Source organism: Ruminococcus sp. RTP21359st1_H3_RTP21359_211015 (genome assembly GCF_040909065.1).
Classification (GTDB): Bacteria; Bacillota; Clostridia; order Oscillospirales; family Ruminococcaceae; genus Hominimerdicola; species Hominimerdicola aceti.
Map to the genome: position 1 here is coordinate 42269 of NZ_JBDGDD010000001.1, position 19433 is coordinate 61701.

Here is a 19433-nt window from a genome sequence, read left to right on the forward strand (position 1 = left end):
CGCAAGCAGTTTTGATCTCATTTTTTTATATCCTCTTTTCAGAATTTACACAATTTTATTTTAAGCCAAGAAGTCTTTCTGCGTTGCCACCGAGAATTTTATCTTTGTTATCCTCGGAAATGTTCAAGCGCAGTATCTTTTCTTTTATAAGGTAGGAACTGTCCCAAGGGCAGTCGCTTGCAAAAAGTATCCTGTCAGCCCCATGCTTTTCAACGATAGCCTGCATAAGCTCGTCAGGACACATACTTGTGAAAGCGGTGTCGAAATAAACTTCACCGTCAACTCCTGCCAAAACGTCACGCACCTGCTCCCACATCATGTTTGCACCAAGATGTGCAAGAATGACCTTGAGCTTAGGGTGCTTTTTTATCATGTTCAGCGCCCTCTCAGGTGTGGAGTGGATAAGGTCAGGGGAAACGCAGTCATAGCCCGAATGGAATATAACAGGCAGGTCGGCTCTTTCAATGGCATCATATATCTTGTCCATGCGCTCATCATCTATCATAAAGCCCTGATAATCAGGGTGAAGCTTTATGCCGTGAAGTCCAAGCTTCTTTATGTGGGCTATCTCCTGCTCATAGTCATCAGCGTCAGGGTGTATTCCACCGAAGCTTATAAATCTTCCGCCGTCTTGTTCAGCACACCAATCGTTTATAACTCTCTGCTGAGTAGGCTTTGTTGCCACTGATAACAGCACGCCCTTGTCAATGCCCCATTCGTCAAAACGCTGTATGGTTTCCTCTGCAGTGCCTCTTGTGAAAGGAGTTATTCCACTGCAAGCCTGAAGCTTTTCAACGGCCTTTTCCGCTACCTTTGGATTAAAGGCGTGAACGTGAAAATCAATTACCATTTAAAACATCTCTTTCTGAAAATACTCTTCCATATGGTATTATACCACACTTTCAAGCTTCTTTCAACGAATATCGGCAATTTTCACAGTATTTTCATCTAGGGCTATTCCCAGCTTTTCCACACCTTGGGGCAGAAGCCTACTGTGGCTTTCTTGCCGTTTCTTACGATAGGTGCGGCAAAAAGCTCGGGATAGTCAAGAAGCTTTTCTATCTTTTCCTCGGTGCTTCCAAGATATTTTATGAGCATTGCCTGCTCTCCCTTTGCCTTTGGGTCGATAAGCTTGTCAATATCGCCCACAGCCGCAAGCACTGAGTTAAGCTCGCCCTTGCTAAGCCCCTTTGTAGGCAGGTCAACAGATTGGAACTTTATTCCACGCTCTTTGAAATAACGTTCAGCCTTTTTTGTGTCAAAGGATTTTGACTTGCCGAATATCTGTATGTTCATGGAATTATCTCTCCGTTTCTGCATTCAAGAATGATAGTAAAAGGACCGTCATTGAGCAGTGAAACTTTCATGTCTGCACCGAAAACGCCCTTTTCTACCTTGCCTGAAATTTTCTCACCGCAGACCTTGCAGAAGTATTCATAAAGTCTGTTGGCTTCATCAGGCTTGCCTGCATAGATAAATGACGGGCGGTTGCCGTGGTGACAATCTGCATAGAGGGTGAACTGTGAAACGCAAAGAATGTCTCCGCCAACATCGTTTATAGAAAGATTTGTCTTGTCGTTCTCATCAGCGAAAATGCGAAGCTTTGATATCTTGTCTGCAAGCTTGTCGCAGTCAGCCTCAGTGTCCTCCTGGCCTACTCCGAAAAGTATCAGAAAGCCCTTTCCTATCTCGCCTGTAACCTTGCCCTCGACCTCAACTTTTGCACTTGTGACCCTCTGTATTACCGCCCTCATCAGCCCACCTCCACGGTGTAGCTGTAGGTGTAAACAGCTTCAGGTGCAAGCTTGATAGCGTGAGGCTTGTTTTCGATATCCTCAAAAGCGTCGTCCTCGTAAACAGGCACGCTAGTCCAAGGCTCAAGGCAGATAAACTGAGCGTCAGGGTTGCCTGTGGAAGTCCATACTGCAATGCAGTCAGAATGTGGGAATGACAGCTTTACGAAGCCGCCGTCAGACTTTTTCAGGGTGACAGCCTTTGAAGCAGGGTGGTCTTTCATGATAACGTCATAGTCGAAAAGCTCTCTTGTGAGAGTGATAGTCTTTTCACCGTCAAGGATAGTCCTCTCGCCGTTTGGGATAGGCTGAACGATATGCTCGTTTTTCTCGTACTCAACTGTGCATTTGCCACCTTGGATATCGCAGATAAAAGCAGGGTGACCGCCGAGATAGAAGTACATAGCCTTTTCATCAGTGTTTTTTACTGTGTTTGTGACGGTGACTTTTGAACCTTTTATGGAGTAGGTGACTTCAAGCTCAAAGTGGTAAGGATACTGAGCGAGGGTCACGTCATTATCTTTTAGGAGAAAGCTTACGGAATTTTTGGTGCTTCCAGCGTATGTAAATTCGCTGTCACGGGCGAAACCATGGTTTGCAGCCATGTGATATTCCTGACCGCCTGCCTTGTAGGTGCGGTCTTTAGGGGAGCATATGAACGGGAAGAGAATAGGAGCGTAGCGTTTCCAAGCGTCGCCGCATTGCCAGAGATATTCTTTGCCGTCCAGTTTGATAGAGTGAAGCTCAGCACCGAAAGTGTCGGCTGAGATAGATAGTTTATCATTTTTTATTTCATAAAGCATAGATATGACCTCCGAGAGAAAAATTTTATACCTTATTATTATAGCACATTGTTTGGGAGATGTCAAAACCAAGTGAGCAGTGAGGTCATGGGGTCGGGCGGGGCATGGGCGAAAACGTTTGAAAAAACTTAAAAGTCTGTTGAAAATTCTGTTCTGATATCAATATTTTAACAGTTAAATTTTATGACTTTGATACAGAATAACTAAAATATTTTCAATTGTTTGTGTAAGCTGACAAAACTTGTGATGACTATTGACTTTAATTTGGAGATAGTCTATAATAAAATGGTAAGATTATTTAATTGTGCAGTGCTTTTTGTTCACAGCTTCAGACTGCACTGAGGAGAAATGTTTATGAATATTAAAGAAGCAAAACAACAGATACTTAATGCAATACAAGCCTATCTCATTAAAGACGAATTTGGCGATTACCGAATTAGCATAGAACATCAGAGACCTGTGTTCCTGCTTGGCGCACCTGGTATCGGTAAGACCGCTATCATGGAGCAGATAGCTCAGGAAACTGGCGTAAACCTTGTTACCTACTCCATGTCCCACCACACAAGAGAGTCTGCCCTCGGTCTTCCTGTTATTGTACATAGAAACTACACCGGTGCTGACGTGCAGATATCCGAGTACACGATGAGTGAGATCGTGGCTACTCTTTATGACACTATCGAAGCCACTGGCATCAAAGAGGGTATTCTCTTCCTCGATGAGATCAACTGCGTTTCCGAGTCCCTTGCTCCTGCAATGCTCCAGTTCTTGCAGTATAAGGTTTTCGGACTTCATCAGGTTCCGGCAGGTTGGGTAGTTGTTACAGCAGGTAACCCGCCTGAGTTCAACAAGTCTGTTTCTGAGTTCGATATCGTTACTCTCGACCGTGTTAAGAGGGTCGAGTGTCAGCCCGATTTCGACGTTTGGAAAGAATATGCTTACTATGCAGGCGTTCACCCAGCTATCATATCATATCTTGAGCTTCACCCTGACCATTATTATATGGTAGACGCAAGCGATAAGAACAACTACCGCTTTGTTACTGCCCGTGGCTGGGAGGACCTTTCTGAAATGATGCAGCTTTATGAGGAGAGCGGTATCCTTGTTGACCACGCTCTGGCTGCTCAGTATGTACAGAACCCAGAGTTCTCAAAGGGCTTTGCGGAATATTATGACAGATTCAACTACTATCGTGAGAAATATGACGTTGACGCTATCCTCGAGGGCGGCATAACTGCTCAGAACATTGCTGACGCAAGAGCGGCAGGCACTGAGGAAGCTGTGGCTCTTATGAATCTGCTTATGGACGGCATCACATACACAATGAGAAGCTGTATCCAAATGGAGAAGATGATAAGACTTATCCACCCAAGAATGGAAGATATTCTTGTGAAGATAAACAATGGTCTTTCATGCCGTCAGATAATCAGTGAACACATCATGGACTGCAACAAGAGCCTTGACAAGGCGGTAAGAGCAAGAAATATCTCGCCGTCTAACAAGAAGATCCAGCACTGGATACTCCACAATCTGGAAGCTTATCTTGATAAGTGTACGAACGAGGGAAGAGATAACAAAAACCGCTGTACTGTTATTTTGCAGAACTCCTTCAACAATCTGCTCCATGGCGCAAACAACGTTACACAGCAGTCTATGAATGGTCTGAAATACGCTTTTGACTTCCTTGAGAATGCTTATGGCGCTGACAGCAATGTTATGAAGAAGTTTATCGAGGAGCTGAAAATAAATTGCCACACCACAAACTTCATCAAGAAGTACGGCTCAGAGCAGTTCTACAGACTTGCAGGTGAGCCTGTTCAGCAGCCTACCTACAACAATCTCTATGACCTTAATCTTACTGATTGCCTTTTAGAGCAGGAATAAGCATAGATAAAAAATGAATATTTACGGGCGAACGCATTTTGCCATACATTGTAATAGTTGCATTGTAGGGGCGAACAGTGTTCGCCCGTTTTAGCTTTATAGGTAGTTTTCAGATACATATTTGTTAATATAAAAAGCTTGTAATTTGCGAAAAAGTGTGATATAATAACTAAGAGTGTATAAACGAGAATCAGTGAGGTTTTTACTATGGGCAAGATTTATGATTTAGGCATAGACGTAGGTTCGACCACGGTCAAGACGGTAATTCTTGACGAGGGCGAGTTTATTTATAACAAATATGAAAGACACTTTTCAAAGGTAAGGGAAACGGTGGCTGAGCAGCTGCGTGCTATCAGAGAGCTTTATCCTGAGGACAAGTTCAGGATAGCCATAACAGGCTCGGCAGGTCTTGGCATCGCTGAGGCAAGCGGTATCTCTTTCGTGCAGGAGGTCTTTTCTGCTTTTATCGCTGTAAACAAGAAGTATCCAAAGGCTGACGTTGTGGTTGAGCTTGGCGGTGAGGACGCTAAGATAATCTTCCTCACAGGGGGCGTTGAACAGCGTATGAACGGCTCTTGCGCAGGTGGCACAGGTGCTTTTATCGACCAGATGGCAGGACTTTTGGGCGTTACCCCTGACGAGATGAACGACCTTGCTCTTAAGGCTGAAAAGACTTATCCTATCGCTTCAAGATGTGGTGTTTTCGCAAAGTCTGATATTCAGCCGCTGCTCAATCAGGGTGCGAGAAAAGAGGACATATCTGCGTCTATTTTTCAGGCTGTTGTTGACCAGACAGTTTCGGGTCTGGCGCAGGGCAGAAAGATCGGCGGTCAGGTGCTTTTCCTTGGCGGTCCGCTTACATATCTCAGTGCACTGAGAAAGGCATTCAGAACTACTTTGAACCTTGACGAGGAACACGCTATTCTTCCTGAAAATTCTTCCTGCTATATGGCTTTCGGTGCGGCACTTCATGCTGACACGCTGGCGGAGGAAATGACTATAGACGAAGCTCTTGACAAGATAGTGAACGCAAAGGCTACTGACAATATCGTGGTAGGCAAGCCACTGTTTGCAAGCCGTGAGGAATATAATGCTTTCGTGGAAAGACACAAGAAGTCTGACCTTAAATATGAGGATATAAGAACTTACAGGGGCGACGCTTATCTTGGCATAGACGCAGGCTCGACAACCACAAAGCTTGTGCTTATCACACCTGACGGAAAGCTTCTTTATCAGCACTACTGCTCAAACAAGGGTCAGCCGCTGGATATAATCGCTTCAAAGCTTGAGGAGATCTACAGCCTTGCTACCCCTGAGCTTAACATAAAGGCTTCTGCGGTAACAGGCTACGGTGAGGATCTTATAAAGGCAGGTCTGGGCGTTGACTATGGTATAGTTGAAACTGTTGCGCACTATAAGGCGGCGGCTTATTTCTGCCCTGACGTTGATTTTATCATCGACATCGGCGGACAGGATATCAAGTGCTTCAAGATAAAAAACAACGCTATCGACAGCATTATGCTCAACGAGGCTTGTTCATCAGGCTGTGGCTCGTTCATTCAGACTTTTGCAGGTGCAATGGGATATGACATTGCAGAGTTTGCAAGGCTCGGTCTGTTTGCAAAAGCACCTGTGGAGCTTGGCTCAAGATGTACAGTGTTCATGAACTCATCTGTAAAGCAGGCGCAAAAGGACGGAGCTTCCGTTGAGGATATCTCTGCAGGACTTTCTTCGTCTATCATCAAGAACGCAGTTTACAAGGTAATAAGAGCCAAGTCTATTGACGAGCTTGGCAAGAATATAGTCGTTCAGGGCGGAACGTTCCTTAACGACGCTGTGCTCAGGTCATTTGAAATGGAGCTTGGCAGAAACGTTATAAGACCTGCCATTGCGGGACTTATGGGTGCGTTCGGCTGTGCGCTTTTCGCAAAAGAAAAATCTCAGGGCAGGGACGGCAAGTCAGGCGTTCTTACAAAGGCACAGCTTGAAGAATTTGCTTACAATTCAAGAGCCGTTCAGTGCGGTGGCTGTGGTGCGCACTGTAACCTTACTATAATAAGATTTAATGACGGCAGAAGATTTACTTCCGGAAACCGCTGTGAAAAGGGTGCAGGCATAAAGATAACCGACAGAACGGAAAACATGATAGAGTATAAGTATAACAAGATACTCTCTTATGCTGACAACAAGCCTGCAAAGCCTATTGCAAAGGTAGGTCTGCCGCTTGCGCTGTCTTATTATGACCTTATGCCGTTTTTCTCAACACTGCTCACAAGCCTTGGCTTTGAGGTGGTGCTGTCTGAGGAGTCAACGAGAGATACATATTACAAGGGTCAGCAAACTATTCCGTCTGATACGGTATGTTATCCTGCAAAGCTTTGTCACGGCCATATAGAGAGCCTCCTTGACAAGGGTGTGGACTTTATTTTCTATCCTTGCATGAGCTACAATGCTGACGAGGGTCAGTCGGACAATCACTATAACTGTCCTGTTGTTGCTTATTATCCTGAGCTTCTAAAGGCTAACAATGACAAGCTGAATGATGATAATTTCATCATGCCTTATCTTGACATAAACATCAAAAAGCACGTTGCAAAGGCAATGGCAAGAGCGCTTTCAAAGTATAACATCACTGCAAAGCAGGTGCTTGGAGTGCTTAACAAGGCTTATTCTGAGCAGGTGAGATACCATAGGGATATCGAGTCTAAGGCGCAGGAGATAATCGCTGAGGCAAGGGCTAAGGGTCAGAAGATAATCGTTCTGGCAGGCAGACCTTACCACATCGACCCTGAGATAAACCACGGAATACACAAGCTTATCGCTTCTCTTGGCTTTGCGGTCATCACTGAGGACAGCGTGGCGATGAAGGTGGACACTCCTGCCCTTGACGTTCTCAATCAGTGGACTTATCATTCAAGGCTTTACAGAGCGGCAGAGTATGTATGCGAGAATGATGATATGCAGCTCGTTCAGCTGGTATCCTTCGGCTGTGGTATCGACGCTGTTACAACAGACGAGGTAAGAGCGATACTTGAAGAAAAGGGCAAGCTTTACACTCAGCTAAAGATAGACGAGATAACGAATCTCGGTGCGGCTAAGATAAGACTCAGGTCTTTGGCGGCGGCACTGGAGGAAAAAGAAGCCAGCGCAAATGCTGAGAAGAAAATGGACAAGGAGGCAATGTAATGGCTGGAAAAGAGATAAAACACGCAGGCTCGGACAGAGTAAAAAGGTCTTGTTTTGACAAGTCAAGACGTGAGGAATACACTATACTTATACCTGATATGCTTCCTATACACTTCAAGCTTATCATGGCGATATACAAAAAATACGGCTATAACATGGAGCTTTTGCAAAACTGCTCACGAAACGTTATAGACGAGGGACTTAAAAACACACATAATGACGCTTGCTATCCTGCGCTTCTTGTTATCGGACAGTTTATGGACGCTCTCAAAAGCGGCAAGTATGACCTTGAACACACGGCTCTGCTTATGTCGCAGACGGGCGGCGGCTGTCGTGCTTCAAACTATATCCACCTTATAAGAAAGGCGCTGTCAACGCAGTTCCCTGAAGTACCTGTTCTGTCGCTGAATTTCAGCGGACTTGAAAAGGACGCTTCCATAGATATCACCCCTGCCATTGCAATGAAGCTTATTTATGCTGTGCTTTACGGTGATATGCTCATGCTTTTGTACAATCAGTGCAAGCCTTACGAGATAGAGAAAAATTCTACGGACGAGCTTTTGGCAAGGTGGCAGCACAGGCTTGGAAAGCTGTTTGCTACCCCGAGCAGATATATGCACACAAAGAGCATTTACAATGCTATGCTCAAAGACTTTGCGGCACTGCCGAGGACAAAGGAGAAGAAGCCTAAGGTCGGTATCGTGGGAGAGATATACGTTAAGTATTCACCCCTTGCGAACAATCACCTTAACGATTTTCTGCTGTCTGAGGGCTGTGAGCCTAATGTGCCGGGACTGTTGGACTTCGTGCTTTACTGTGCGTCGGACGCTATCAACGACGAGAAGCTTTATGACAAGAAAACCAGCCGCACTCTTATGTACGGCATTGGTTATGACGTGCTTTACAAGTTCCAGAAGCAGCAGATAAAGGTCATCAACGAGCAGGGCATTTTCCAGCCGCCTCATGATTTTGAACACCTTAGAAAGTGTGCTGACAAGTACATCAGTCAGGGCGTAAAAATGGGCGAGGGCTGGCTCATCACTGCTGAAATGGCGGCTCTTGCAGAAACAGGCACAAAGAACATAATCTGCACTCAGCCATTCGGCTGTCTGCCTAACCATATTGTTGCAAAGGGTATGTCAAGAACTATCAAGCAGGCTTATCCGGACGCAAACATAGTCGCTATCGACTATGACCCGGGTGCGACAAAGGTCAATCAGGAGAACCGTATCAAGCTTATGCTTGCTAATGCGGTCATGGATTAATAGAGAACAGAAAGATAAAACCCCCTTGGAGCGTGGCTCTGAGGGGGTTATTTTGTCAAGTCGTATGATGATTTTTCGGCGAATTTTACAAATGGGCAGAAGCTTCATAGGGAGAAGTATATAAAAGTTGGGTGTAAAATGACGGGAAATATTATTAAAATGTAAAAAATGTGTTTAAAGGGCTTTGGTGCTATTGACAGGGAAGAAAAATAGTGTTATACTTTAATACATAAAAGCTTAAAAGCATAAAATCTTTAAAGTGATAAATTTTATACAGGCGTGATAAGAACCTGCTTTTGGAAAGGAAGTAATCACAATGGCAAATCAGGCAAAGACAATAAATCAGAAAGGTGACCTTATGTCATATCGTCCTGATATAAAGCTTCTGGACGCAACTATCCGTGACGGAGGTCTTGTAAATAATTTTGGATTTTCAGACGAGTTTGTAAAAGAACTCTATAAAACTAACATAAAATCAGGCGTTGAATACATGGAGTTCGGCTACAAGGCTTCTAAGGAGCTTTTTGACGTCAAGGGGTTCGGTAAGTGGAAGTTCTGTGATGAGGAGGATATCAGAGCTATCGTGGGCGAGAATGACAGCCCTCTGAAGCTTTCTGTTATGGCTGACGTTGGCAGATGTGATTTCAAGAAAGATATCCTGCCAAAGAGTGAGAGCGTTATCGACATGATAAGGATCGCAACATATACTCATCAGATGCCTGGTGCGCTGGAGATGATAAATTACTGTCACGATATGGGCTATGAAACTACTATCAACATCATGGCTGTTTCTGCAAGCCGTGAGGACGATATCGCACAGGCTCTTGACCTTGTGGCAAAAAGCCCTGTTGACGTTATTTATCTTGTTGACAGCTACGGCTCACTTTTCCCAGAGCAGGTGAGAAGACTTACTGCGCAGTATTGCGAGGTGGCTGAGGCTAGTGGCAAAAAGGTGGGCGTTCATATGCACAACAATCAGCAGCTCGCTTTTGCAAACACTATCGAGAGCATTTCTCACGGCGCAAGCTTTGCGGACGCTACAATGAGCGGAATGGGCAGAGGTGCAGGAAACTGCTTCATGGAGCAGATGCTCAGCTTCCTGAGAAACCCTAACTACAAGCTTACTCCTACACTGAAATTTGTTGAAAAGTACGTTGCTGAGGAGAGGGCAAAAGGTTCACAGTGGGGCTATGACGTGCCTTATATGCTCACAGGTGCGCTCAACCGTCACCCTCGTGTGGCTATCGCATTCCTGAAGGATAACAGAACAGATTACAACGAATTGTACATGGATCTTCTTAACGAGTTGTCATAAAATCATTCTTCATATAAACGGCGTTTCCATAGTGATGTGGGACGCCGTTTTTGTGTTGCATAATTTTTTATCATATGTTATAATTATTTTATGTTTTCATAAAACCTTTTGGCGGATATCTCGTCATTATAGATGAAAGGACTTTCAATGAAGTTAGGCGTGCCTTGTGAGGTGTTGCTTAAATGTAAGGGGGCGGAAAAATGGAGGACAGCAGGATAATTGAGCTTTATGAAAGCAGAGATCAGCAGGCTATTTCACAATCGGATATAAAATACGGCGGATACTGTTATTCTGTGGGCTACAATATTCTTGGAGTCAGGGAGGACACGGAGGAGTGCGTTAACGAAACTTGGCTCAGGGCATGGAACTCCATTCCGCCACAGAAACCCAGAATGCTGTCGGCATTTTTCGGGCGGATAACAAGAAATATCGCATTTGACAGATATCGTGCGTCAAAGGCCGCAAAGCGTGGAAAAGGTGAGATAGCGGCGGTCTTGGAGGAGCTTGACGAGTGCATACCTGACAATGACACCACCGAGAGTCTCTGCGATGGCAGACATCTTGAGGGGCTTATAAACGAATTTCTTGGCGAGTTGCAGGAGAGAGACAGAAATATATTTCTCCAGCGATATTGGTTTGCAACGCCTATAAAAGAGATATCAAAAAAGTATGCTATGAACCTGAACACAGTTAAGGCGAGCCTTTTCAGAAGCAGAAATAAGTTAAAGGCTTTGCTTGAAAAGGAGGGAGTTCTTTTATGAAAACAACAGGAGAGGATATTTTCAAGGCTTTGGAAAATGCTGACGAGCATTACATTGAAGAATGCAGACAGAGCGGCAGCGGCATAAAGATAAAAACCATATGGACAAAGTGGGCGGCTGTGGCGGCCTGCGGTGTTATCGCTGCGGCGACGGGTGTTATGATGTTTGCAGGCAGGTCGGACAAAGATATAAAGGCAAAGGCTTCGGCTGACCAGCAGATGGCAGACGAGGAAGCAACAGTGTCATATAGAGTTCCTTGGGACGAATATGCAATGAATGCAAAATATGAGACGTTTGAATATAACGATGTGGAATATGTTTCAATGGGACATGTTGATAAGTCTTTTCTTGACAGCAAGCTCACCACCATGACTCTTGAAACGGAAAACTATGAGACAAACAAAAAGGAAACAACAAAAGCGGATATTTATTCAATAAAGGACTTGTCACCAAGCGTTTATCTGGCGGTGGTCTTTGATGACGGCTCTGTGGCGTGGTATGATGATTGGAAATACTCACCTGATTACAAAGTCGATATGACCCTTGATGACATAATAAATGACGTAAGTCTTGAAAAAACGGCTCATGTGGACTATGCTTACAATGATGCAGAAACGGGCAGGCTCAGAAAGTATACTAATACTGACATCTCAAAGCTGCTTGACTTGTTAAAGGACGATAATGGTTCATACAATGCGGTCTATGAGGGCGATGCTTATGAGAGCGACCCTGATATTAATTTGTCGGTAACAAATGATGATGAATATTACATTGAGGGCGGAATAACAATAAGCTTCTATGTAGAAAGACTTGACGCCAACGGTACGGCTTATTTTACTGCTAACGGAGATCTGTATGTTCAGCTTTTTGCAGGAGATGTATTAAAATTTGACATAGGCGGTGAAAAGGCAGAAAAGCTTGAAAACTGGCTCAATGAGAACTGCGAATACACTGACGTAAAGAAAAACGCTGAGGTCGCTGACGATGTTGACCCTAGTGAGAAAGCTGTGACTTCTGTTGCCAAGGACGATTCTGATATGGCTGACGAAGTTGATATTGGATATATCGACTATTTTGAGGACGTTGGGGACAATACCTTTACAACAAAGGACGGCAGGCTCACGGCGAAATACTCCTATGAGGTAAGCGGAGGCGAGTTCATAAGCCATATTACCTACACAAACAACTGGGACAAGGACATGGCGCTTGACTTCACGACTGACCAGTATATCACCACAGAGGACAGTAAGGGCAATTCCACGAGCTATGGCGAAAATGGCGACAGAAACACCATGAACACTTTGCTCAAAGCCGGAGAGAGCTACACGTATGACAACAAGACGGATATTGGTGCCGACTACGTGAAAGGCACGGCAAAGATAACGCTTATCGCAAACACTGCAAGCGATAAAAACTGCAATGGAGTAAACTATGTGACGCTAAAAGATATAGAGATAGATTTTCAGTAATGAAATAGTTTAATGTATAGTGGAGAACTGAGTTTTTTCGATAAAAAAGATAAAAGCCTGTCGTATCGGACTGATACGGCAGGCTTGATTTTATTTGTGCTTGTAGACCACACGCTCTTTTACGTCTATCTGCTTGTAGGATATTTTGAAGCCTATCCATGTGGCAAATGGATAGAGAAGAGGGAATATGACGGTCATGATGAAAACAAACGGGGACATATCTTTCACGTCGGCGGAGTGGGCAGCCCAATCTATAAGAGGATAGAAGCAGGCGTCGAGAAGCTTATAGGCAGGCATGAAGTTGAACGAACCGCTGAATTTTGATATCATCAGCAGTATCATTGTTATGTAGCATGGTATGCTTGCAATAAGACCAAGTGTGAAGCCATAGTTAGGGCAATCCTTTTCACCGTGGAATGTGACCTTATTTCTGGCTTCCTCTCCCTGTTTCAGACCAAAGTCAGCCATAAGGCAGACCACTGTGAGAAGTCCTGTAAGACCGAAAATTATATTTGCCAATGCTCCGAAAGGCTTTGCAACTGCGATAAAAAAGAGAAATACGAAAATTCCGAAGAACTCTGTTTCCACCCATTTCAGCAGTGCGGTGAGTATAGCTTTTTGTTTGTTGTATTTTTCCATTTTAATACTCCCGATAAAAATAGTATAAGATGATTATACCACGTTATCGTGATATTTTCAACTGTTATGCAGATTTTTCATCTGATAATCACAAAAGCCTCGGGCAGAATAATAACATAAAAAGGAGAGTGATAGCCATGAAAAAGCGTGACAAGAGCCGTTTCCCGCAGGCTTCAGACGGAACGAAGGTATACAAGCCCCATGACGTTATCTCGGCAGATCAGGAATATGTTGTGACGGACAACTACACTGCGCCAAACGGCAGAGTATACAATCGTCAGGAGCAGAATGCAGGCTGGGCGAGAAAATGGGTAGACGAGAACGAAAAGTAGCCGTTGAAAAACCTCCGCAGGTGTGATATAATTACAGTATATCATGATCTGTGGGGGTATTTTTATGAAAAAGACAGCATTGGTAACAGGTGGCTCTGGTGGGATAGGCTCGGAGATATGCAGGGCGCTTGCTGAGGACGGCTGGCAGGTGGCTGTATGCTACAAGAATGGCAGGGCGGCGGCGGAAGCTTTGGTATCTGAGCTTAAAGAGCGTGGCTTATGTGCAGAGGTTTTTTACTGCGACATTGGCGACAAGGACAGTATAGATAAATGCGTGGCGGAAGTCAGGGACAGTTTGGGCTTTGTTACGCTTCTTGTAAACAACGCAGGCACAGCGGATATAGAGCTTTTCACTGACATGACTGACGAGAAGCTATGCGAGATGATGAACGTTAATCTGCTTGGCGTAATGCGTATGAGCAGGGCGGTGCTTCCTGAGATGATAAGGGAACACAGTGGAAATGTGATAAATATAACCTCCGTATGGGGCGAAAAGGGAGCTTCCTGCGAGGTTGCATACTCGGCGGCAAAGGCTGGGCTTATAGGATTTACGAAGGCGTTGGCGAGGGAAGTTGCTATAAGCGGTATAAGGGTGAACTGCGTATCCTGCGGAATGATAGACACGAAAATGAACGGCGAGCTGACGGAGGAAGATGTTCGTGTGATAGTTGATGACATACCGGCAGGCAGGATAGGCAAGCCGAGAGATGTGGCGAATGTTGTGCGTTTTCTCAGTGGAGAGGGAGCAGATTACATTCACGGGCAGGTCGTCAGAGTGGACGGGTGCTGGATATAGGTCACTCGCCGTGACGGGCATTTTACGCTGCAATTTGTGATATGATGTAATTTTGCACCGCTTTTTGAAATGTGTAGGGGAGCGATGCTGTGGTTGCCATATCCTTGATGCCAAATTATTTTGGGGTGACATTGTGTGATATTTTTCAACAATTCAACGGGCGAGAAATATCGGGCTGTCGCATTTCGGTGAAACCGAAATTGAGCCAAGCCCCTACAATTCTGAATTTTTACAAGTTCTGAGAACGGGCGAACGATGTTCGCCCCTACAGATTATTCGGGCAGGTTTGTTGTGCCGCAAAGTCGCTTCGCTCGGTGCTTTATTTTTACCTCATGCTTGTGTACAACTTTGGTCAGCTATGCTAATTCCTCATTCCTCATTCCTCATTAAGCGTGTATACTCTCCGCACACATCTGCATATACTAAGTTAAAACATTTCTCCCCATCAGGACAAGGAGGTCAGTATATGGATTATCTTATGCTTGTGGATAAATTCAATCCCATAGATATGGGATTTTATGATCGTGTGGAGTTGACAGAGGTGAACGGCAAGTTTATGGAATCTCAGGCAGGAAACAGGCTCAGGCTTCTGCTCAAAAAGGCGGAAGCTGACGGCATAAAGCTGAAAATTATTTCCGCCTATCGCTCTTTTGAATATCAGCAGATGCTTTGGGAGCGTGAAGTATCTCACGAAATGTGGGGCGGTCTGAGTTATGAAAAGGCTGTGGAAAAGGTGGGCAGAACTCTCGCTCTCCCCGGGTCAAGCGAACACAACACCGGGCTTGCTGTGGATCTCGGCAGAGAGGGTGACAATGATGTGAGCGACGATTTTTACAAGACGCCTGAATCTCGGTGGCTTTGTGCAAATGCCGCAGATTTCGGCTTTATCCTTCGTTATCCTCGCCTTAAAGAGCAGATGACCGGCATTGATTTTGAGCCGTGGCATTATCGTTATGTGGGCGTTGAAGCCGCTCGTATCATTGCCGCAGGCGGGCTTTGCCTTGAGGAATTTCTGCACTTTTACTCGGAAAAATATATCTGAAAATCCTGTGAAAATAATTGACAGAAAGAGCATTGTGTAGTATAATTATAACAAAGCTATGAGCGATAGCCGCAAGTTTTTGTATGCTATTGCGAAAGAAAGGAAGTTTTGTTATGTCAAACTATTCAAGAAAAAAGTCGTTCTGGACTTTAATGGGTGCGATGATACTTGTTGTTGCGTCAACTGCGCTTTTTGTATACAAATATTTTGAGGATAAGGAGCATGCCGAAAAGTGGAAAGACTATGAGGAGTGCGGTATACAGTAAATAACAGACAGCTTTAAAGGCACTGCTTTTTGTGAGCAGTGCCTTTGTATATCAACACAATTCATTGATGTAAAGTTTATCGAAATCGCTGAAAAAGCGTGCTTGCACTTGAAATGCGGTTTGAAATGTGATATAATAGTCGTAATGACCTGATGACAAACTTGTTCTAGGGAGGGACGTTATAATGCAGATAAGAGAATCAGCTGAAAATTATCTCGAAACGATACTTATTCTCAGCCAGCGCAAGGGCAAAGGCGAGGTAAGAAGCATAGATATAGTAAACGAACTTGAGTTTTCAAAGCCGAGCGTAAGTGTGGCAATGAAAAATCTCCGTGAGAACGGCTATATAACTGTCGACAAGGACGGTTATATTCGTTTGACAGACAAGGGCTTGGAGATAGCCGAGAAAATGTATGAGCGTCATACGTTGCTTTCACAGTGGCTCATAAAGCTTGGTGTTGACGAGAAAGTTGCAGTAGAGGACGCTTGCCGTATGGAACACGTTATCAGTGCGGAGTCCTTTGCGGCTATCAAAAAGCACACAGGTATGGCTTGATAAGATGATAATTGCCGTGGGTCTTCCTGCGGCATTTTTTTGCAAACAAAAAGGAGAACAGCCTTGTGCCGTTCTCCTTTTTTTTGGTTATTTGAATTTGTCTTTGAGCTTGTCAAAGAATGTTTTGCGCTTTGCGTAGTTCTTTTCACCGAGGGACTTTTCGTAGTCACGGAGCTTTTCTTTCTGCTCTTTGGTCAGATTGCGTGGAACTTCAACTGTTACACGAACGTAGTGGTCGCCGTGGTCGTTTCTGTTCACCTTCTTTATGCCCTTGCCTCTCAGGCGGAACACTGTGCCGGTCTGTGTACCCTCTGGCACTGTGTATTTTACCTTGCCGTCAACTGTAGGAACTGTTATCTCGTCACCGAGAGTAGCCTGTGCATAAGTAAGCGGTATCTCTGTCCACACGTCATAGCCGTCACGCTCGAAAATAGGGTCAGGTCGAACTGTAATGTTGATGTGCAGGTCGCCGTTAGGACCTCCGTTTATACCGCAGTTGCCCTCACCGCCTACTCTAAGTGTCTGACCATCGTCGATGCCAGCAGGAACGTTTATCTCCTTTTCAGATACTTTCTTTACTCTGCCCTGACCGTTGCAGGTATGACAAGGGTTGTCGATTATCTGACCCTTACCGCCACAGCGACTGCAAGTCGTGGTCTGAGCGATGTTTCCGAAAGGCGTTCTCTGTGTTATCCTTACTGTACCAGTGCCGTGGCAGTCAGGACAGGTCTTAGGCGAAGAACCTGCGGCTGCGCCTGTGCCGTGACAATCAGGACACTTTTCGGCTCTGTTTATGCGAAGTTTCACAGTCTTGCCCTTGCAGGCTTCCATGAAGTCAAGAACAACGTTCGCTCTTATATCCTCGCCGCGTCTTGGTGCGTTAGGGTTAGCAGAACGTCCGCCACCGAAGCCACCGCCAAATCCACCGAAAATGGAATCGAAAATATCGCCCATATCGCCAAATCCGCCGAAGCCTCCTGCACCTGCTCCACCGCCTGCACCGTAGTTCGGGTCTACGCCTGCGTGACCAAACTGGTCATATCTTGCTCTTTTATCTTTATCTGAAAGCACCTCATAAGCTTCATTTACTTCCTTGAACTTCTCCTCGCACTCTTTGTCGCCAGGGTGAAGGTCAGGGTGATACTGCTTTGCAAGCTTACGGAATGCCTTTTTTAATTCATCGTCTGTGGCAGTTTTAGAAACGCCAAGCACTTCATAGTAATCTCTTTTTTCAGCCATATAAACGCCCATGCTCTGTAAGCTGCAGATCGTGAAAGTCTTGGGGCATGGGCTTGCCTCCTTTTTGTAAGTATAGTCCTTTCACGCTTTTCACACAGCCTTTTAATACGGCAATAGCCCCTGCTCGAAAAATCGGAGCAGAGGCAGCCGTTATGATTTATTCTGCGTCAGTAAATTCAGCGTCTATAACGTCGTCGCCACCGTTGTTTGAAGCGCCGCCGTTGCTGCCGCCATTTGCTCCGCCCATGTTGTTAGGGTCAAAGCCTGCGGCACCGCCTGCTGCCTGCTGTGCCTGTGCAGCCTGCTGATATACCTTAGTTGCAACGCCCTGGAATGTTTCCTCAAGCTCCTTGTGCTTAGCCTTGATAGCCTCGATATCAGTACCCTTGAGGGCTTCCTTAAGAGCGTCTATCTTAGCCTGACAAGCTGACTTGTCAGCAGCGTCTACCTTGTCGCCGAACTCGCCCAGTGACTTTTCAGCCTGGAAGCAAAGCTGGTCAGCAGCGTTTCTAGCGTCAACGTCCTCTTTCTTCTTAGCGTCCTCTGCTGCATATGCCTCAGCTTCCTTGACAGCCTTATCTATATCGTCCTTAGACATATTTGTTGAAGAAGTGATCGTGATGTTCTGCTCCTTGCCTGTGCCAAGATCCTTAGCGGAAACGTGTACGATACCGTTAGCGTCGATATCGAATGTTACCTCGATCTGTGGAACGCCTCTTGGAGCTGGAGCGATTCCGTCAAGTCTGAACATACCGAGCTGTTTGTTGTCCTTTGCGAACTCACGCTCACCCTGAAGTACGTTGATATCAACGGCTGACTGATTATCAGCGGCAGTTGAGAATATCTGTGACTTCTTTGTAGGTATAGTTGTGTTTCTCTCGATGATCTTTGTGCAGATACCGCCCATTGTTTCAAGACCAAGTGACAGTGGAGTTACATCGAGGAGGAGCAGACCGTCCTTAACGTCGCCTGCGAGAACGCCGCCCTGATATGCAGCGCCAAGTGCTACGCACTCATCTGGGTTGATGCCCTTGAATGGCTCTTTGCCAAGGAATTTCTTAACAGCTTCCTGAACGGCTGGTATTCTTGAAGAACCGCCGACCATAAGGACTTTCTGAAGCTCGTTAGCTGACAGACCTGAGTCTGAAAGTGCCTGACGAACTGGTCCCATTGTTGACTCAACAAGGTCTGCTGTCATTTCGTTGAACTTAGCCTGTGTAAGTGTCATTTCAAGATGCTTTGGACCTGTAGCGTCTGCTGTGATGAATGGGAGAGAGATAGTTGATGAAGCAGTAGAAGAAAGCTCTATCTTAGCCTTCTCAGCAGCTTCCTTGAGTCTCTGCATTGCCATTTTATCACCTGAGAGGTCAACGCCCTCAGTCTTCTTGAACTCTGCGATCATCCAGTCGATAATTCTCTGGTCGAAGTCGTCGCCGCCCAGGTGGTTGTTACCTGCTGTGGCAAGAACTTCTGTAACACCGTCGCCCATTTCGATGATAGATACATCGAATGTACCGCCGCCCAGGTCGTAAACCATGACCTTCTGATCCTCTTCCTTATCGATACCGTAAGAAAGTGCAGCGGCTGTTGGCTCATTGATGATTCTCTTTACTGTCAGACCTGCGATCTGACCTGCGTCCTTAGTAGCCTGTCTTTGTGCGTCTGTGAAGTATGCAGGAACTGTGATAACAGCCTCTGTTACCTTTTCGCCCAGATAAGCCTCAGCGTCAGCTTTCAGCTTCTGGAGTATCATAGCTGAAATTTCCTGTGGAGTGTAATCCTTGCCGCCCATGTGAGCCTTGTAGTCAGAGCCCATATGTCTCTTGATAGAAATTACAGTGTTGTCATAGTTTGTAACAGCCTGTCTTTTTGCTACCTGACCGATAAGTCTGTCGCCGTTCTTTGAAACGCCAACTACCGACGGAGTTGTTCTTGCACCCTCGCTGTTAGGGATAACAACGGCTTCGCCGCCCTCCATAACTGCTACACAAGAGTTTGTTGTACCTAAATCTATACCGATGATTTTGCTCATAAGATCAAGTCCTTTCAAAATTTACTTAATTTATATCAAGACCTTAAGTCCCGATGTC

The 19433-nt window shown here is 45.3% G+C and carries 18 protein-coding genes; 11 read left to right on the forward strand and 7 right to left on the reverse strand.

The window, feature by feature from the left end; translation table 11 throughout:
- Positions 1–55: 55 nt before the first annotated feature.
- The 4 genes from AB5Z01_RS00185 to AB5Z01_RS00200 form a co-directional block, all read right to left on the reverse strand.
- Positions 56–850, reverse strand: a complete 795-nt coding sequence (locus AB5Z01_RS00185; protein WP_117863442.1) for an amidohydrolase family protein — start codon at positions 848–850, stop codon at positions 56–58.
- 104 nt (positions 851–954) lie between these two features.
- On the reverse strand, positions 955–1296 hold the full coding sequence (locus AB5Z01_RS00190) for an arsenate reductase family protein (RefSeq protein ID WP_287215265.1): 342 nt from the start codon (positions 1294–1296) through the stop codon (positions 955–957).
- Positions 1293–1754: a D-aminoacyl-tRNA deacylase gene (gene dtd, locus AB5Z01_RS00195; protein ID WP_117863443.1), complete on the reverse strand. Its 462-nt coding sequence runs from the start codon at positions 1752–1754 to the stop codon at positions 1293–1295. The genes AB5Z01_RS00190 and dtd overlap by 4 nt, the downstream gene beginning before the upstream one ends.
- Positions 1754–2596 (reverse strand): aldose 1-epimerase family protein, encoded by an 843-nt coding sequence (locus tag AB5Z01_RS00200; RefSeq protein WP_118159061.1) that lies wholly within the window; start codon positions 2594–2596, stop codon positions 1754–1756. Before AB5Z01_RS00200 ends, dtd begins: the two co-directional genes overlap by 1 nt.
- A 354-nt stretch (positions 2597–2950) precedes the next feature.
- On the opposite strand from AB5Z01_RS00200, the gene AB5Z01_RS00205 reads away from it, so the two are divergent.
- The 6 genes from AB5Z01_RS00205 (at position 2951) to AB5Z01_RS00230 (ending at position 12473) form a co-directional block, all read left to right on the forward strand.
- On the forward strand, positions 2951–4477 hold the full coding sequence (locus AB5Z01_RS00205; protein ID WP_022287729.1) for an AAA family ATPase: 1527 nt from the start codon (positions 2951–2953) through the stop codon (positions 4475–4477).
- A gap of 207 nt (positions 4478–4684) precedes the next feature.
- Complete coding sequence (locus AB5Z01_RS00210; RefSeq protein WP_287214744.1) at positions 4685–7663, forward strand: acyl-CoA dehydratase activase-related protein; 2979 nt, start codon at positions 4685–4687, stop codon at positions 7661–7663.
- Entirely contained in the window at positions 7663–8928 is a 1266-nt protein-coding gene (locus AB5Z01_RS00215) for a 2-hydroxyacyl-CoA dehydratase (protein ID WP_287214742.1), read from the forward strand. The genes AB5Z01_RS00210 and AB5Z01_RS00215 overlap by 1 nt, the downstream gene beginning before the upstream one ends.
- Before the next feature lie 316 nt (positions 8929–9244).
- On the forward strand, positions 9245–10243 hold the full coding sequence (locus AB5Z01_RS00220) for an aldolase catalytic domain-containing protein (RefSeq protein ID WP_368365180.1): 999 nt from the start codon (positions 9245–9247) through the stop codon (positions 10241–10243).
- A 200-nt stretch (positions 10244–10443) separates the two neighbouring features.
- Entirely contained in the window at positions 10444–11004 is a 561-nt protein-coding gene (locus AB5Z01_RS00225; protein WP_117863449.1) for an RNA polymerase sigma factor, read from the forward strand.
- Positions 11001–12473, forward strand: a complete 1473-nt coding sequence (locus AB5Z01_RS00230; protein ID WP_368365181.1) for a hypothetical protein — start codon at positions 11001–11003, stop codon at positions 12471–12473. Before AB5Z01_RS00225 ends, AB5Z01_RS00230 begins: the two co-directional genes overlap by 4 nt.
- A gap of 90 nt (positions 12474–12563) precedes the next feature.
- Here AB5Z01_RS00230 and AB5Z01_RS00235 read toward each other — a convergent pair whose 3' ends face one another.
- Positions 12564–13112, reverse strand: a complete 549-nt coding sequence (locus tag AB5Z01_RS00235) for a hypothetical protein (RefSeq protein WP_302510925.1) — start codon at positions 13110–13112, stop codon at positions 12564–12566.
- A 137-nt stretch (positions 13113–13249) separates the two neighbouring features.
- Here AB5Z01_RS00235 and AB5Z01_RS00240 point away from each other — a divergent pair, with 137 nt between their 5' ends.
- The 5 genes from AB5Z01_RS00240 (at position 13250) to AB5Z01_RS00260 (ending at position 16104) form a co-directional block, all read left to right on the forward strand.
- Positions 13250–13444: a hypothetical protein gene (locus tag AB5Z01_RS00240; protein ID WP_287214736.1), complete on the forward strand. Its 195-nt coding sequence runs from the start codon at positions 13250–13252 to the stop codon at positions 13442–13444.
- 64 nt (positions 13445–13508) lie between these two features.
- Complete coding sequence (gene fabG, locus AB5Z01_RS00245; RefSeq protein WP_256320326.1) at positions 13509–14240, forward strand: 3-oxoacyl-ACP reductase FabG; 732 nt, start codon at positions 13509–13511, stop codon at positions 14238–14240.
- A 466-nt stretch (positions 14241–14706) separates the two neighbouring features.
- Positions 14707–15282, forward strand: a complete 576-nt coding sequence (locus AB5Z01_RS00250) for a M15 family metallopeptidase (protein ID WP_022287720.1) — start codon at positions 14707–14709, stop codon at positions 15280–15282.
- A gap of 113 nt (positions 15283–15395) precedes the next feature.
- Positions 15396–15548 (forward strand): hypothetical protein, encoded by a 153-nt coding sequence (locus AB5Z01_RS00255; protein ID WP_022287719.1) that lies wholly within the window; start codon positions 15396–15398, stop codon positions 15546–15548.
- Positions 15549–15732: 184 nt separating this feature from the next.
- Positions 15733–16104, forward strand: a complete 372-nt coding sequence (locus AB5Z01_RS00260; RefSeq protein ID WP_022287718.1) for a metal-dependent transcriptional regulator — start codon at positions 15733–15735, stop codon at positions 16102–16104.
- Between the two features lie 87 nt (positions 16105–16191).
- Here the strand turns inward: AB5Z01_RS00260 and dnaJ are convergent, their stop codons facing one another.
- Together dnaJ and dnaK are read right to left on the reverse strand one after the other, a co-directional pair.
- On the reverse strand, positions 16192–17343 hold the full coding sequence (dnaJ, locus tag AB5Z01_RS00265; protein WP_022287717.1) for a molecular chaperone DnaJ: 1152 nt from the start codon (positions 17341–17343) through the stop codon (positions 16192–16194).
- A 157-nt stretch (positions 17344–17500) separates the two neighbouring features.
- A complete protein-coding gene (gene dnaK / locus AB5Z01_RS00270; protein ID WP_117956727.1) occupies positions 17501–19375 on the reverse strand; it encodes a molecular chaperone DnaK in 1875 nt (624 codons plus the stop codon).
- Positions 19376–19433 lie beyond the last annotated feature (58 nt).

Coding starts and splice junctions, on each gene's coding strand:
- dnaK (WP_117956727.1), bottom strand. CDS start 19,375: ATGAGCAAAATCATCGGTATAGATTTAGGTACAACAAACTCTTGTGTA.
- AB5Z01_RS00250 (WP_022287720.1), top strand. CDS start 14,707: ATGGATTATCTTATGCTTGTGGATAAATTCAATCCCATAGATATGGGA.
- AB5Z01_RS00225 (WP_117863449.1), top strand. CDS start 10,444: ATGGAGGACAGCAGGATAATTGAGCTTTATGAAAGCAGAGATCAGCAG.
- AB5Z01_RS00220 (WP_368365180.1), top strand. CDS start 9,245: ATGGCAAATCAGGCAAAGACAATAAATCAGAAAGGTGACCTTATGTCA.
- AB5Z01_RS00235 (WP_302510925.1), bottom strand. CDS start 13,112: ATGGAAAAATACAACAAACAAAAAGCTATACTCACCGCACTGCTGAAA.
- AB5Z01_RS00230 (WP_368365181.1), top strand. CDS start 11,001: ATGAAAACAACAGGAGAGGATATTTTCAAGGCTTTGGAAAATGCTGAC.
- AB5Z01_RS00200 (WP_118159061.1), bottom strand. CDS start 2,596: ATGCTTTATGAAATAAAAAATGATAAACTATCTATCTCAGCCGACACT.
- AB5Z01_RS00210 (WP_287214744.1), top strand. CDS start 4,685: ATGGGCAAGATTTATGATTTAGGCATAGACGTAGGTTCGACCACGGTC.
- AB5Z01_RS00255 (WP_022287719.1), top strand. CDS start 15,396: ATGTCAAACTATTCAAGAAAAAAGTCGTTCTGGACTTTAATGGGTGCG.
- AB5Z01_RS00205 (WP_022287729.1), top strand. CDS start 2,951: ATGAATATTAAAGAAGCAAAACAACAGATACTTAATGCAATACAAGCC.
- dnaJ (WP_022287717.1), bottom strand. CDS start 17,343: ATGGCTGAAAAAAGAGATTACTATGAAGTGCTTGGCGTTTCTAAAACT.
- AB5Z01_RS00240 (WP_287214736.1), top strand. CDS start 13,250: ATGAAAAAGCGTGACAAGAGCCGTTTCCCGCAGGCTTCAGACGGAACG.
- dtd (WP_117863443.1), bottom strand. CDS start 1,754: ATGAGGGCGGTAATACAGAGGGTCACAAGTGCAAAAGTTGAGGTCGAG.
- AB5Z01_RS00215 (WP_287214742.1), top strand. CDS start 7,663: ATGGCTGGAAAAGAGATAAAACACGCAGGCTCGGACAGAGTAAAAAGG.
- fabG (WP_256320326.1), top strand. CDS start 13,509: ATGAAAAAGACAGCATTGGTAACAGGTGGCTCTGGTGGGATAGGCTCG.
- AB5Z01_RS00190 (WP_287215265.1), bottom strand. CDS start 1,296: ATGAACATACAGATATTCGGCAAGTCAAAATCCTTTGACACAAAAAAG.
- AB5Z01_RS00185 (WP_117863442.1), bottom strand. CDS start 850: ATGGTAATTGATTTTCACGTTCACGCCTTTAATCCAAAGGTAGCGGAA.
- AB5Z01_RS00260 (WP_022287718.1), top strand. CDS start 15,733: ATGCAGATAAGAGAATCAGCTGAAAATTATCTCGAAACGATACTTATT.